Raw genomic sequence first — 14,501 nt, 5'->3', positions numbered from 1 at the left:
TAATAGGTTGGCAATAGGAAAGGAGTAACTGCCATGTTTGGAGGCTTTACGAAAGATCTAGGGATTGACTTAGGAACAGCGAATACATTGGTATATGTAAAAGGCAGAGGAATAATCGTTAGAGAACCATCGGTGGTTGCTCTACGTACGGATACGAAAACAATCGAGGCTGTCGGAGATGCAGCGAAAAAAATGATCGGCCGCACACCAGGCAACATTCGTGCGATTCGCCCCATGAAAGATGGCGTTATTGCTGATTTTGAAACAACGGCAACGATGATTCGCTACTTTTTGAGACAAGCTCAAAAACAGCGCTGGTTATTCCAACGGCACCCGAATGTGATGGTATGCGTACCTTCTGGCATCACGGCTGTTGAGAAACGAGCGGTGGAAGACGCTACGAAACAAGCTGGGGCGCGTGAGGCCTATACGATTGAAGAGCCGTTTGCGGCAGCGATCGGTGCAGATCTTCCGGTATGGGAACCAACAGGAAGCATGGTTGTTGATATCGGAGGGGGCACCACAGAGGTAGCGGTTATCTCGCTTGGAGGCATTGTAACGAGCCGTTCCATCCGTATTGCCGGCGATGAAATGGACGAGGCCATCATTCAATACATTAAACGTACATACAATCTGATGATTGGGGAACGTACATCCGAGACGCTCAAGATGGAGATCGGTTCTGCACTTCCGATGGAGCAACCGGAGACACTAGAAATCCGTGGACGTGACCTTGTTTCTGGTCTGCCGAAGACCATGAGTGTAACCTCGGATGAGATTACAGAATCATTGATGGATACGGTTAATGCGATTGTTGAAGCGGTGAAAGTCACGCTGGAGAAGTGTCCGCCCGAATTGTCAGCGGATATTATGGACCGCGGGATTGTGTTGACCGGCGGTGGTGGTTTATTGCGCAACCTGGACCGCTTGCTTGCTAGAGAAACCGGCATGCCCGTTCTAGTTGCAGAGAATCCGCTTGATTGCGTGGCGATTGGGACAGGCCGCGCCTTGGAGAATATTCATTTATTTAAGAATAAATCAGGTTCAGGATCGCGCTATAAGCGTTAATATTCGTCAGAATTCGTTAGAAGGTGCTCAATTTGTTCAAATTCATGGGAAACAAGAGGCTGATTTTCCTGATGTTCGGGCTAGTCTGCTTCTTTATATTGATGGGATTAACGCTGGGAAACCGGGGACCGATGACATGGCCGGAGAAATTTGTTAAAGACTCGGTATCGTGGACGCAAGGACTGTTCTACAAGCCCGCTGCGCAGGTAGCGGGTTTCTTTGAAGACATTCGGCAGCTCCGAGTCATCTATGAAGAAAATAAGACGCTGAAACTGACCTTGACACAGTATGCGCGAGATACACAGCGTCTGAACGAGCTGGAATCACAGAACAAGCGCCTGATGGAATCGCTGGGCTTTACAGAACGACAGCGCCAAGCCAATGTGTACACGTATCGGATTGCTGAGGTTGTTACGGTGGATAACGATCCATACAACAGCACGGTGACGATTAATTTGGGTGACAAGGATGGCATCAAAGAGAATATGGCGGTCATGACCGTCGATGGATTAGTCGGCAGAGTGAGTAAAGTGTTCGGCTTTCATTCCAATGTGCAGCTGTTGAAAGAGATTACGGATTCCGACAACAACTCCAAGGCGATAGCGGTCACCGTAAAAGGAAATGAGAGTCAACCATTCGGCATGATTGAGTCTTACGACAGCAATACCGGGGAACTCGTAATGAACAAAGTGGAACATGCGGATGACATGAAAGTCGGGGATACGATTATTACATCAGGCTTGGGGCAAGTATTCCCTAAGGGGATTGAAGTAGGGACAATCTCTTCCATCGGGCCAGGGGAATTCGGGATCACCTACAAAGTTATGGTGAAGCCTAAAGCATCGTTTAACCGCATTCGTGAAGTATTCGTAGTCGAAGTTCCGGAAGTGAAATGAGGTGAGCCGTTACGTGAATCGACATTATCTGTGGCTCATTCTATTAGGCTTGTTTATCCTGCAAGGCACCATTGTGGTATGGCTGATCCCATCCGCATGGCAAGCTAGCGTGCATGTTACCCCCCATTTTACACTGGTCTTTATCTTGTTCATTGGACTTTTTCATCATCGACATTCAGCACTGATTTATGGGCTTTTGTTCGGTCTCCTGCATGATTTTAACTATTATGGCTCGATGCTCGGCGTGTATTCCTTCGGGATGGGACTTACCGGGTACTTGGCAGGACTGGCGCAGCGCAGGCAGCCTAACCTCATCTTTTATAATCTGCTCATTACGGGCGTCGGTCTACTGTTGTTTGAGTTCATCGATTACGGCATTAACCGCCTGTTTAAGCTGATTGACATTGAGCTGAAATTTGCTCTCACCCATTACATGCTCCCAAGTGTGCTGTTTAATTTGCTTTTCGCCTTGATTTGCTACGTACCGATTCGCAAGCTGCTTGAAGGAAAGCGGATCGTACCTGCGAATACCGAAGATTAATTTTCCAGGCGGTTAGCAGGAGAATCCACGACAAGAGCCGAAATGTATAGGTTGGGAGGTCGGCATTCAATTATGTCTGTAGCTAAGCACCATGTGATGATAAAAGGGGTCAAAGATGGCCTTGTTTTTTTACTGAACGATGCATGCGATTGGCAAGATTTGCTGAAAGAGCTGCAGCATAAGCTGGAGAAAACTCATCAGCAAATACTGACCGGACCGATTATTCATGTGCACGTTAAATTAGGCAGCAGGGAAGCAACGGAGGAGCAGAAAGAAGAGATCAGATCTGTCATTAAGCAAAAGGGCAATCTGCTCATTCAATCGATCGAAAGTGAGCCCCGCAAAGAAGTTGTTATGGAGCCTACTGCAAGAATGTCAACACTTAAAGGCATGATTCGTTCGGGACAAACCCTCCATCATGAGGGGGATTTACTATTTTTAGGCGATGTTAATCCAGGCGGAACAATTACCTCTACCGGGAACATTTATATTATGGGCTCGCTTCGCGGGATGGCGCATGCCGGGATTGACGGTGATGATAAAGCGATTATTGCTGCTTCTCATATGCGTCCGACCCAACTTCGGATCGCTGGAATTATTAGCCGTTCTCCGGATGAATGGGGAATTGAAGAGGCTTTTATGGAGTTTGCTTATGTGAAAGATGGTAAAATGGAAATCGATAAGCTGCATCAGCTTCATCGGATCTGGCCTGATTCGAATTTTAAATTATAGACTTATATACGTTATCGAAAATAGCGCGTGGGGTGAGAACATATGGGAGAGGCAATCGTTGTTACTTCGGGAAAAGGCGGCGTTGGCAAAACAACGACTTCAGCAAATCTTGGAACAGCATTGGCGCTTTTAGGGAAGAAAGTATGCATGGTGGACACCGACATTGGACTGCGCAATTTGGACGTTGTCATGGGACTCGAGAATCGGATTATTTATGACCTTGTGGATGTCGCGGAAGGACGCTGCCGTTTACCGCAAGCCTTAATCAAAGATAAGCGCTTCGATGAGCTGTATCTATTGCCTGCTGCTCAGACGAAGGACAAGCATGCGGTATCTCCGGAGCAGGTGCGAGATATTATTCTTGAGCTTAAAAAAGATTTCGAATTCGTTATCATTGACTGTCCGGCAGGCATTGAGCAAGGTTTCAAAAATGCGGTAGCGGGCGCAGACAAAGCAATCGTTGTCACTACCCCGGAGAACGCTGCTGTACGTGATGCGGATCGCATTATCGGATTGCTGGAGAATGAGAAAATTTCTTCGCCGAAGCTCATTATTAACCGGATTCGTCCGATGATGATGAAAAAAGGCGAGATGCTGGATATTGACGAAATCTGCTCGGTGCTAGCCATTGATCTGCTCGGTATTGTGCCAGATGACGAACATGTCATTAAGGCGGCCAACGCAGGTGAGCCGACCGTGATGAACCCATCGTCCCGCGCTGCGATTGCTTATCGTAACGTGGCTCGCCGGATCTTGGGCGACACGGTGCCTCTCATGCAGCTCGAAGACAAGACTGGATGGGTCAAACGTATGAAAAAGTTTATCGGAATAGGATGATCTTGCTGTGCTCGCAAAACTGAAAAACATCGATATTCCTATTGTTGTCATTTTGTTCGCCTTCATGGTTATCAGTACGATGACGGTCTATAGTGCATCCGTAGACCATCCATCCATTGTCATCTCGATTTCCAAAATTCTCATTCTCTATGCTGTCGGTTTAATTGCCTTTCTAGCCTGCAGCCTTTTTGATTATCGCGTGCTTATCCGTATTGCCCCATTTTTGTATGGCATAGGTATTGTATCCTTGATTGCTGTTTATTTTTTCGGGAAAAAAATTCACGGCGCACGCGGTTGGTTTGAGCTTCCGGGAGGCTTGACCTTCCAGCCAGCTGAGCTTGTGAAGCTGATTCTGATCATCTGCGTGACAGCACTTCTGGCCAAACGCGGCGGCGATTTGCTGCAAATCAAAAACGATCTAATCCCTGTATGCGCAGCTGTTCTGCTGCCGTTTATTCTCGTTTTGATTCAGCCGGATTTGGGGAATGCGATTATTTTTGTCATTATCCTGCTCGGTATGCTTTGGATCGGTAATATTAAATACACGCATGTCTTACTGAGTATAGTGATCTTAGCAGGCTTAGGTTTCCTGCTCCTCACCCTTTATAAGACGTTTCACGAAAGTTTGTTCGAGGTGCTCAAAGGGTATGGCTTCAGCCATTGGATGGACCGTATCGACACCTATCTATATCCGCAAGATGTAACAGAAGATGACAGTTATCAAGTAAAAAATGCGATTAGAGCAATCGGATCAGGTGGTCTCGAAGGCGAAGGTTTTCTAAAGGGGACCTCTGTCCACAGTAACTTCATACCTTTTGCTTATTCGGACTCTATTTTTGTTGTGGTAGGGGAAGAATTCGGCTTTAGGGGTTCAGCAGTTCTGCTGCTTATCTATTTCTTGCTTATCTACCGCATGATTCTGATCTCCATTCAAAGCACTCAGCTTAGCGGAGCTTATATCGTGGTTGGTGTTGTCTCCATGTTCGTCTTTCAAATTTTTGAAAATGTCGGCATGATGATCGGCATTATGCCTTTAACGGGAATTACCCTTCCATTCGTTAGCTATGGAGGGACCTCGCTCTTGATCAATATGCTTTCACTTGGTCTGGTCATGAGCGTTAAGCTGCATCAAGAACGTGAACCGGAATTGTTTTAAAATGATAAGTTCCTGACCATCGGTCAGGGGCTTTTTTTTCTGTCCATTTGGAGGCGATTCATTGCGGATTATCACATAATCTTGTCCTTCTTCTCATAGGCTGTACTATGCGAGATTAGCTAGTACGACGATATGAAGATTGTTTTCCTACAGGAAAACGTTTGGGAGGGGCTTCCATGGAAGTCAGAGATAAAGTGAAACAACGGCGATTAGAACGACTACGCCATTTGCGCGAAGCATCTGAGAATACGAACGTCAATGGGAGCCCAGCAAGAGCAACTAGACTGATGGAGCATGTGCCTGTGCCGCCAAATCAGCAGCATGTAGAACTGCCGCTTTATGTGGATGCAGACTGGAAACGGCGTATGGAAGATCCTGAATATGCCTGGCAGCAGAAAATCTTGATGGACAAGACGTTTAGTGGCGGCGGCTCACCGGTTGATGGAGAAAGAGGGCTGTTTGCACCGCCTTCGCCACGCAAGATAGCGATCAAGCTATTGGTTAGCGGTGTGCTGTTCGCCTCCCTGTACGGCATGTTTCAGATCAATCAGCCATGGGCGAATAAAGGCAAGCAGTTCGTTGCTGCCTCGTTAACGCAGTCCTATGATTTCACCGCGGTATCGGCTTGGTACACGAATCAATTCGGGGGTTCGCCTTCCTTTATTCCGAGTTTTAATCGTGTTGGCGATGAAGCTGTAAAGGTAAGTACTTCAAGACGCACCCTCTATGTTCCTGTAAAAGGAAGTATCATCAAGCCGTTCGACGGGACTAACCAACTAGGCGTCACGCTTAATACGGCGGAGTATGCGCCTGTTTATGCGCTTGACACGGGACAAGTCGTTTTCTCCGGAGTTTCGACGGAAACAGGTACAACGGTTATCATTCGTCACCCAGGAGGAATGCAGTCCCTGTACGGAGGGTTAAGCGAGGTTAGCGTAGAAGTGGGAGATTGGATGAAGGTAGGCGAACCCATCGGCAAAACCTCCAAGAAAGATCCAGCCAAAGGTACGCTTTATGTTGCTTTTACGAGAGATGGACGCCCTGTGAACCCGACGGATGTGATCTCCTTTGATTAAATTGGCCGGAACGACCTATCGGTTCCACCCTTTATTTACGCTTATTTTAATTGGATCTGCATTTACAGGCTATTTTCTTGAGGCCATTACCTTATTCGGTATCGTACTCGTTCATGAACTTGGTCATCTGGCTGCTGCGGGCGGCTTTGGCTGGCGAGTGAGGGAGGTCCAACTACTCCCCTTCGGCGGAGTGCTGGTTGTGGATGAGTTAGGAAGTGTACCGAGCTGGGAAGAGCTCGTGGTTTCTTTGGCCGGTCCACTGCAGCATGTATGGCTGATTGCTCTGGGACTTCTTATGAAATGGCTGGACGTTGGGACAGCGAGTTGGTGGGATTATTTTATCGAAGCTAACCTCATGATCGGGCTATTCAATCTTCTTCCGGTGATGCCGCTGGATGGCGGTAAAGTGATGCAGTCCCTATTAGGGTATCTACTGTCGTACCACAACACGATTCTATATTCGGTTTGGATATCTATGTTCTTAAGTCTTGGCATCATTGTAATGGCCATATTACAGCTGATTAGCGGGCAGCTTCCGCTGAACATATTAGTGATCGGCATCTTTCTCCTAGTGTCAAATTGGTATGCGTACCGGCAGCTGCCGTATCACTTTTTTCGCTTTCTGATTGGCCGCGGCAGTCGGGTAAGCGTGCTATTGAGCCGCGGCACTTTGGCTCAGCCGATCGTCATCACGAAGCATCGGACAATGGCTGACACTTTGAAGCTTTTTATGAGGGAAAAATACCATTTAATTTACATTGTCAACGAGGCAGGACGCATTCAAGCTATATTGCCTGAACAGCAGCTGGTCAGCGGTTATTTGGATGGAAAAAAACCGGGGAGTGCAGTTTCCGATCTTTTCATGTAAAATAACTGGTGAGGTGAACGTGTATGAAGCAACTTATAATTCACTGCGCACCGGAGCTTACACAAGCGGCATTGCTGGAAGAAGGTCGCCTTGTTGAGTATGATTCGCAGTATCCGCTTGATTCCCAAAGAGCAGGCAGCATCTACATGGGTCGCATCGTCAATGTACTTCCCGGCATGCAGGCGGCATTTGTCGATATTGGACTTGCGAAAAATGCCTTTCTTTATATAGACGATCTCCTCCCTGTCCATTTGGACAAGCAACCTAAGATTAAACCTTCGATAACGGAGCTTGCTGAAGTAGGCCAGCTACTCATGGTACAAGTGTCCAAAGATCCGCAAGGCACCAAAGGCGCAAGAGTAACGACACATGTTTCTATTCCTGGCCGCTGGATTGTGTACATGCCAGGCGCCGATTACATTGCAATCTCCCGTAAAATTGATTTAGAAGCCGAAAGGCAGCGCCTCAAGCAGCTAGCAGAAGGAAATTTGCTTCCAGGTGAAGGTGTTATCCTGCGTACGGGTTCGCTTGGTCAAAGTGAAGAAGCGATCCGTGATGATTTGCAAAATTTGCGGGAATTGTGGCAGATGATTCAATCCAAAGCACAGGGAGCAGAGGCCCCGGCGCAGCTTTATCAAGATCTTGATCTGCTGCCGCGATTAGCCCGAGATGTGATTACTTCGGAAGTAAACGAAGTTTGGCTCAATGATTCCAAAGTGTTCGAAGAGATGAGACAACTGCTTCGCAAGCAGCACCCGAGTTGGCGAGGGCGAATCGCCTTCTACGACCGGAAGACTCCGCTGTTCGATCAGTTTGGCGTAACGGAAGAGCTGAATGTAAGTTTTAGACGGAAGATTTGGCTGCCAAGCGGCGGATACTTGATCATTGATCAGACCGAAGCGTTGACCGTTATTGATGTAAATACAGGCAGATATACCGGATCCATTAATTTGGAGCAGACGGTCACAGATATTAATCGGGAAGCAGCGAGTGAGATTCCAAGGCTTTTGCGCCTGCGGAATATTAGAGGCATTATAATCGTTGATTTTATTGATATGATTTCGGAAGTAAACCGTGCGGCGGTTATGGAGAACATTACCCAGGCCGTGCGTAAGGATCGTTCCAAAACAATAATCGTTGGATGGACGAAGCTTGGCCTACTGGAAATGACGCGAAAACGCAAATAAAACATTGCATATCAAAATGTTTCTGTGATATAATACTCGGAGTGTGTTGTTTAGGCATGCTGTAACCGCGCGAAACGGGTTGAAGTACGGTATTTGGATATTCATCCAGACCGTCACCTGGACAAGGCGAGTCTGAGACATGAGGAGGTCATGAAAATGTACGCAATTATTGAAACTGGTGGTAAACAGTACAAAGTTCAAGAGGGCGATGTTCTTTACATCGAGAAATTGAACGCAGCTGAAGGTGAAGTTGTTTCTTTTGATCGTGTGCTTATGGTATCCAAAGAGAGCGGCGTAGTTGTAGGTGCTCCATTGGTATCCGGTGCTGCAGTTTCCGCGAAAGTGGAGAAACACGGCAAAGGCGCGAAAGTTATCGTGTATAAGTACAAACCGAAAAAGAACTACCACAAAAAGCAAGGTCATCGTCAACCATACACAAGAGTTGTAGTTGAGAAAATCCAAGCGTAAGAGGCGAGCTTATGATCTACGTGACCATAAAGCGTCTAGTACCGGATTCACCTCAAATTGTATCTTTTGTAGTGGAAGGCCATGCTGAATTTGACGTACCAGGCAAAGACTTAGTCTGTGCTGCAGTATCGGCGGTTACGTTCGGTACATATAATTCGATTGAAACCTTAACGGGTGTCATTCCAATTCACGAGATGGAACGAGGCTTTATGGATATTACGATACCAGATAGCGCTCGAACTGTACCTGAGAAATGGAGCCAGATCCAAGTGATTCTGGAGTCGATGGTCGTCATGCTACAAACTATTGCAGACAATTACGGTGACTATATAACGATTAAAACAATCTATAACAAAGGAGGATAACATCATGTTGAAATTGGATCTTCAGTTTTTCGCTTCCAAGAAGGGTGTAGGTTCCACGAAGAACGGACGTGACTCCCACTCTAAGCGCCTTGGCGCTAAACGTGCAGACGGTCAAACCGTTACTGCAGGAAGCATTCTCTATCGCCAACGCGGTACGAAAATTCACCCAGGAACGAACGTAGGTATTGGTTCGGATGATACACTTTTCGCTTTGGTACAAGGCGTAGTGAAATTCGAGCGTTTTGGCCGCGATCGCAAAAAAGTGAGTGTATACCCAGTTGATGTAGCTCCTGTGGCTGCAGCTCTAGAAGCGTAATGAGAATCCCTGGCGAGCGATAAGCCCGTCAGGGATTTTTTCCTAATATGAAGCAAACCTCTAAACGTGGTCACTCATTGTGGGATGGCCAAGGGCAGAGGTTTTCTCATTTGTTTGGTGACGTTTGCAAGATGGCCATGCTATACTGGATAAACGGCTAGAAAGCAGGGAGAACGGAGCGGACGAGGAATGAAACGAGTGAGCAGCGCACAGGTTTATTTATTGGCACTTGTGCTCATTGGATTAACGGGAATGTTATTTGTTGACCCCTGGATTGTGAGGGTGGCATTACTCCTAATCATCGTCATTTGCGGTTACACGGCTTTTAAATTGCAGGAAAGCATCGTTCAAGAGAAACGGAACCAGGAGCTTCAGAAGCAGGAAGAGCTCGCTCAGAAAAATTTGATTCAGGTCATCAACAGATTGCGTCATGATTGGATGAACGATACCCAGATTTTATTTGGTTATATTCAGTTGAAGAAGTTTGATAATTTGCAGCCTTATATGGAAAAAATAAAAATGACTATGCAGCAGGAAAGCAATCTCTCCAAGCTGGGTATCCCCTCTTTAATTGCTTACTTGCTGTTGTTTCGAGTCCAGTCTAAGTCCTTGGAACTCGAAGTTGCCTTAGATGAAGAGATCAACTTGGGACAGCTTCCTTTGCGAAGCGGGCTGATTGAAAGATTGGTTAAGCAAACAGCTGAATGCGTGCAAGCGCATGCGGCAACAGGTGACGATGAGAGCGGCAAACTAAGCTTGGAATTCGAGCTTCAAGAAGATGGCTTACTGCTTGATTTCGTATATCAAGGTCCGTATCAGAAGGACCAGCTAGAAAACGCAGTGAAGGAGATGTTGCGCTCTCATGCGCATTCATCGTCACTCGAGGATAGCGATTGGCAAGAGGAAGAAGCGGTTATTACAGTACGACTGCCGTTTCTTACATAACAGAGGGATTTTGGACTGTAGAGACCGAAGTCTCATCTTAGTTGAGGTGTAGAAATGTTTGTAGATAAAGCGAAGGTATTTGTAAAAGGCGGCGACGGCGGCGATGGTTTGGTTGCGTTCCGGCGCGAGAAATATGTACCGGAAGGCGGTCCAGCCGGTGGTGACGGAGGCAACGGCGGCGATGTGATTTTTCGCGTCGACGAGGGTTTGCGTACGCTCATGGATTTCCGCTATCAGAAGCACTTTAAGGCTGAACGCGGTGAAAAGGGTCGCAATAAGTCCATGCACGGCGCTAACGCGGAGGACATGATCGTTCGTATTCCGCCAGGCACGACCGTGATTGACGATGATACGCAAGAAATCATCGCAGACTTAACGCGTCACGGCCAGGAAGTTGTTATTGCCAAAGGCGGCCGCGGCGGACGTGGCAACACGCGTTTCGTCACACAGCGCATCACAGCGCCAGAGATTGCCGAGAACGGTGAAGAAGGTGTAGAGCGCTGGGTTGTGCTGGAGATGAAAGTGATGGCTGACGTCGGCTTAGTCGGCTTCCCTAGCGTAGGGAAATCTACGCTGCTATCGGTTGTCTCTGCGGCAAAGCCCAAAATCGCAGCGTACCACTTTACAACCCTTACCCCGAATCTTGGGGTTGTCGATGTTGGTGACGGACGCAGCTTCGTCATGGCGGACCTTCCTGGTTTGATCGAAGGCGCACACGAAGGCGTGGGTCTTGGTCATGAGTTTCTACGACACGTTGAACGGACGCGAGTTATCGTGCATGTTGTGGACATGTCCGCAGCAGACGGACGCGATCCTTATCAAGATTTCCTGATGATTAATGAGGAAATCAAGCTATATAACGCCAAATTGGAGCAGCGCCCACAAATCGTTGTTGCTAATAAAATGGACATGCCGGAGTCCGAGGATAACCTTGCCTTGTTCAAAGAGCAGCTTGCCGAAAGTGGCAGAGAGCTCGAAGTGTATCCCATCTCCGCGTTAACCCGTGGCGGTGTGCAGGAGCTTCTCTATAAGATTTCTGACATTGTTGAGAGCATTCCGCATGCCCCTGAAGTGGAAGGCGTAGCCGGGCAAGAAGAGCGTAAAGTGTATCGCTTCGAGAAGCAAGAAGAGAATGATTACACGATTCGCCGTGTAAATGATGTCTTCGTCATCGAAAGTCCTTCGATTGAGAAGCTGATCAAACGTACGAACTTCAGCACACAGGATGGCGTCGCGCGATTTGCTCGCATTTTGCGTAACATGGGGATTGATCAAGATTTGCGCAGCCGCGGTGCTGTGCACGGGCAGACGATTCAGATTGGTGATTTTGATTTCGAATTTGATGAAAAGAGTTAATGGGAGCACTCATCCTTTGGGATGGGTGTTTTTTTGTTGTTTAAAGGCATCCTTATGAAAAGTCAGGTAAGCTTTGATGTCAATATGGCTTGTGTAATAGGAAGTAACTACCATGTACCATCATGGGAGTCCCGATTAATGTCATAATACTTGACATATAAACTGGAAAGTATTACGATTTCTCTATACAAATGCTTATGATGTTATTAAATATAACATTAATTAAATGACCGGAGTTCAATAAGAAAGGAGGATGAACGATGAAAAGATGGATTCAAGCTATTGGCTCGGGCCAGCAGGGGAACACCCGTGATCTAACATACGAAGAAGCTCTGGAAGCAGCGCATGAGATGGCTAAAGGAGACTCTACAGACGCGCAATGTGCCGCTTTTTTGATGGCGCTTTGCATGAAAGGTGAAGCTGATGAAGAGATGAGGGCATTTATTGACGTTTTCCGCAGCTACTCTTTAAATTATCATGCATTTGCGGATTCGCTCAATTGTGCAGGCCCTACGGAAGGTCGGCAATTTTTTCCTATTACACTACCGGTTAGTCTCTTGCTCGCCTCGGTGGGTTTCTCTCAAGTGCTGCACGGAGGCGATTCCATCCCTTCCAAACAGGGTACAGCTATGCAAGAAATTTTGGAAAGCTTCGGCGTTGCCATGGATTTATCAGCAAAAGCATGGGAGACCATGCTGTTTCACTTGCACATAGGCTTCCTGCATACCGATCAACTCTGTCCGCCGCTTGGGAGGCTGAAGCAGGTTCGTGAGCAGATTGGGCTGCGCACAGTTATCGATATGATTGAGAAAGTGATGAATCCTGTACATTCCATGAACATGATTATCGGCGTCAATCAGCGGAAAACGATGGAGTCGCTCATTCCCATTTCTATGAGATCCGGCGTACAAAGTATCTATTTGGTGAACGGTATCGAAGGTTCTGAGGATTTGCCTATTTACCAAAATAGCATAATCCGCATTGTCACCCCTTGGGGAGACGAGTCGCGCGTGGTGGAACCGCAGAAATTCGGCTTTTTGAGCGGACCCTTGCAGCCCATGGACAAGGCAGAACAGCTTTCATCGCTGCGTCGTATTATCGGCGGTGAGAATTCGGAGGAGCTAAAGCGGGAGCGTGATCATGTCATTTTTAATGCGGGACTGCGGTTGACGTGGTTCGATAAAGTGGGAAGCTATGAAGAAGGCTTTCAATTAGCGGAGTCCTTACTGCAAAGGAGAGAGGCTCAGAAAGTGATGCAAAAATGGGTAGATCAGAGTCACCGCTTTACATTACAAGATTATCCTCACAATGATTCTTCTGCAAAAATTGGTTAGAAAGGCCATCCTGCCTGCTGTTATCTGGCAAAGATGGTCTTTTTTTGTTAGTACCCTCTGAAACATGTCTCTCGATGCGAAATGATATAACAGGCAGTGCCTTTCGGTGCCGGATAGCCTGGCATAAGCAAGATCACGAAAGTCGGTGCACTATGTGAAAAGCAGAACGCTATGGAGGCATACAACATGAAGAAACAAATACTCACCCTAGCGCTGGTTCCAGCACTTATTTTTGGCGCAATTACCGTCCCGTTACCCAAGGAGGCTTCGGCTGCTACTTCAACCGGGCAGATTATAAGTTCCGTCAGTTTACGTCAAGGTGCAGATGTGGATGCCGCACGTATTCGTTATTTAAAACCAGGCGAGAAAGTGACCATCTTGTCCAAAGTGAACAATTGGTGGTACAAAGTAAGAGCATCCGATGGTCGGGAAGGTTATATCAGCACAGATTCCAAATACATAACAACTTCAGGTGAAACATCGCCAGGAGATTCGAACAATAACAGCGGTTCAACGTCAACTGGACAAATCGTAAGCTCCGTCAGTTTACGCCAGGGTGCAAGTACGGATGCTGCACGTATTCGTTACTTGAAGGCAGGCGAGAAAGTGACCATCCTGTCCAAAGTGAACAGTTATTGGTACAAAGTAAAAACATCCGATGGTCAGGAAGGTTATATCAGCACGGATTCCAAATACATAAAAACTTCAGGCGTGACATCGCCGGGAGATTCGAACAATAACGGTGGTACAAGTGGTGGATCAGCTAGCGAACAAGCGCAAAAAGTCATTGCCGCTGGTAAAAAATATTTAGGAACGCCTTATGAATATGGCTCTAGTCGTGATAATACCAGCACGTTTGACTGTTCTGACTTCGTTCGTCAAGCCTTCTTGGATGGGATTGGCTTGAAGCTGCCAAGCGACTCCAGAGGACAAGGGAGTTATGTGAAGTCAAAGGGGAATGCCAAAACCGATTGGCATGACTTGAAACCTGGTGATCTCATGTTTTTCATGGACTACAAAGGGACAAGCAAGTCGAACTACAGCGGTATCAATAAAGCGACTCAAACGATCTCACACGTGGCCATTTATCTAGGCAATGGCCAGATTTTATCGACATATTCCAAGGAAAGCGGCGGAGTTCGCATTGATTCCTTTGAAAACCGTCACTGGGAGTACCGTTTCTTATATGGCGGAAGTGCCCTTTAAAGACCAAAAAGCAGACTTCGAGAAATGAAGTGACCCCTTAAAGTTAGACAAATGTTTTATGCAACCTGTTGGGCATGAGCTCGGTACTGTACCGGGCTCATGCCTTTTAGTTTTGATTTGATACGTTTGTGATTGTAATAATCTATGTAT

The 14,501-nt window shown here is 47.0% G+C and carries 17 protein-coding genes and 1 other annotated feature; of the genes, 16 read left to right on the top strand and 1 reads right to left on the bottom strand.

Translation table 11 applies throughout. The features are described 5' to 3' along the window. Window positions 1-33: 33 nt before the first annotated feature. The 16 genes from GQF01_RS27875 to GQF01_RS27800 all read left to right on the top strand — a co-directional run bounded on the left by GQF01_RS27875 (window position 34) and on the right by GQF01_RS27800 (window position 14,351). Window positions 34-1,068 (top strand): rod shape-determining protein, encoded by a 1,035-nt coding sequence (locus GQF01_RS27875; RefSeq protein WP_161410224.1) that lies wholly within the window; start codon window positions 34-36, stop codon window positions 1,066-1,068. 44 nt (window positions 1,069-1,112) lie between these two features. Then, window positions 1,113-1,964, top strand: coding sequence for a rod shape-determining protein MreC (mreC, locus tag GQF01_RS27870; RefSeq protein WP_161410223.1), 852 nt, complete (start codon window positions 1,113-1,115; stop codon window positions 1,962-1,964). 13 nt (window positions 1,965-1,977) lie between these two features. After that, complete coding sequence (gene mreD / locus GQF01_RS27865) at window positions 1,978-2,505, top strand: rod shape-determining protein MreD (RefSeq protein WP_161410222.1); 528 nt, start codon at window positions 1,978-1,980, stop codon at window positions 2,503-2,505. Between the two features lie 72 nt (window positions 2,506-2,577). Next, window positions 2,578-3,237, top strand: coding sequence for a septum site-determining protein MinC (gene minC / locus GQF01_RS27860; RefSeq protein WP_161410221.1), 660 nt, complete (start codon window positions 2,578-2,580; stop codon window positions 3,235-3,237). A gap of 42 nt (window positions 3,238-3,279) precedes the next feature. Continuing rightward, window positions 3,280-4,074 (top strand): septum site-determining protein MinD, encoded by a 795-nt coding sequence (gene minD / locus GQF01_RS27855; RefSeq protein WP_161410220.1) that lies wholly within the window; start codon window positions 3,280-3,282, stop codon window positions 4,072-4,074. Between the two features lie 7 nt (window positions 4,075-4,081). Continuing rightward, the gene (locus tag GQF01_RS27850; protein WP_161410219.1) at window positions 4,082-5,230 is read left to right on the top strand and encodes an FtsW/RodA/SpoVE family cell cycle protein; all 1,149 of its coding nucleotides are present in this window, start codon (window positions 4,082-4,084) and stop codon (window positions 5,228-5,230) included. Window positions 5,231-5,406: 176 nt separating this feature from the next. Next, window positions 5,407-6,306, top strand: a complete 900-nt coding sequence (locus GQF01_RS27845) for a M23 family metallopeptidase (RefSeq protein WP_161410218.1) — start codon at window positions 5,407-5,409, stop codon at window positions 6,304-6,306. After that, window positions 6,299-7,174 (top strand): M50 family metallopeptidase, encoded by an 876-nt coding sequence (locus GQF01_RS27840; protein WP_161410217.1) that lies wholly within the window; start codon window positions 6,299-6,301, stop codon window positions 7,172-7,174. Before GQF01_RS27845 ends, GQF01_RS27840 begins: the two co-directional genes overlap by 8 nt. Before the next feature lie 23 nt (window positions 7,175-7,197). After that, window positions 7,198-8,361 (top strand): Rne/Rng family ribonuclease, encoded by a 1,164-nt coding sequence (locus GQF01_RS27835; protein ID WP_161410216.1) that lies wholly within the window; start codon window positions 7,198-7,200, stop codon window positions 8,359-8,361. A gap of 53 nt (window positions 8,362-8,414) precedes the next feature. Then, window positions 8,415-8,505 (top strand) — a sequence feature (ribosomal protein L21 leader region). 12 nt (window positions 8,506-8,517) lie between these two features. Next, window positions 8,518-8,829, top strand: a complete 312-nt coding sequence (rplU, locus tag GQF01_RS27830) for a 50S ribosomal protein L21 (protein WP_127455312.1) — start codon at window positions 8,518-8,520, stop codon at window positions 8,827-8,829. Window positions 8,830-8,840: 11 nt separating this feature from the next. Next, a complete protein-coding gene (locus tag GQF01_RS27825; protein ID WP_161410215.1) occupies window positions 8,841-9,194 on the top strand; it encodes a ribosomal-processing cysteine protease Prp in 354 nt (117 codons plus the stop codon). A 4-nt stretch (window positions 9,195-9,198) separates the two neighbouring features. After that, entirely contained in the window at window positions 9,199-9,510 is a 312-nt protein-coding gene (gene rpmA, locus GQF01_RS27820) for a 50S ribosomal protein L27 (protein WP_145661470.1), read from the top strand. Window positions 9,511-9,699: 189 nt separating this feature from the next. After that, window positions 9,700-10,455 (top strand): Spo0B domain-containing protein, encoded by a 756-nt coding sequence (locus tag GQF01_RS27815; RefSeq protein ID WP_161410214.1) that lies wholly within the window; start codon window positions 9,700-9,702, stop codon window positions 10,453-10,455. A gap of 54 nt (window positions 10,456-10,509) precedes the next feature. After that, on the top strand, window positions 10,510-11,811 hold the full coding sequence (obgE, locus tag GQF01_RS27810) for a GTPase ObgE (protein ID WP_161410213.1): 1,302 nt from the start codon (window positions 10,510-10,512) through the stop codon (window positions 11,809-11,811). Between the two features lie 260 nt (window positions 11,812-12,071). Beyond that, entirely contained in the window at window positions 12,072-13,145 is a 1,074-nt protein-coding gene (locus GQF01_RS27805; protein WP_161410212.1) for an anthranilate phosphoribosyltransferase, read from the top strand. Window positions 13,146-13,331: 186 nt separating this feature from the next. Continuing rightward, complete coding sequence (locus GQF01_RS27800; RefSeq protein ID WP_161410211.1) at window positions 13,332-14,351, top strand: C40 family peptidase; 1,020 nt, start codon at window positions 13,332-13,334, stop codon at window positions 14,349-14,351. 56 nt (window positions 14,352-14,407) lie between these two features. On the opposite strand, the gene GQF01_RS27795 is transcribed toward GQF01_RS27800, so the two are convergent. Next, window positions 14,408-14,501: IS3 family transposase (locus GQF01_RS27795; RefSeq protein ID WP_161410210.1), on the bottom strand; the 94-nt coding region annotated here is incomplete at its 5' end.

This window comes from Paenibacillus silvestris, from assembly GCF_009882985.1.
Taxonomy (GTDB): domain Bacteria; phylum Bacillota; class Bacilli; order Paenibacillales; family NBRC-103111; genus Paenibacillus_E; species Paenibacillus_E silvestris.
The sequence above is the reverse complement of the archived record's forward strand: the minus strand, read 5'-3'. Positions and strand labels throughout refer to the sequence as shown.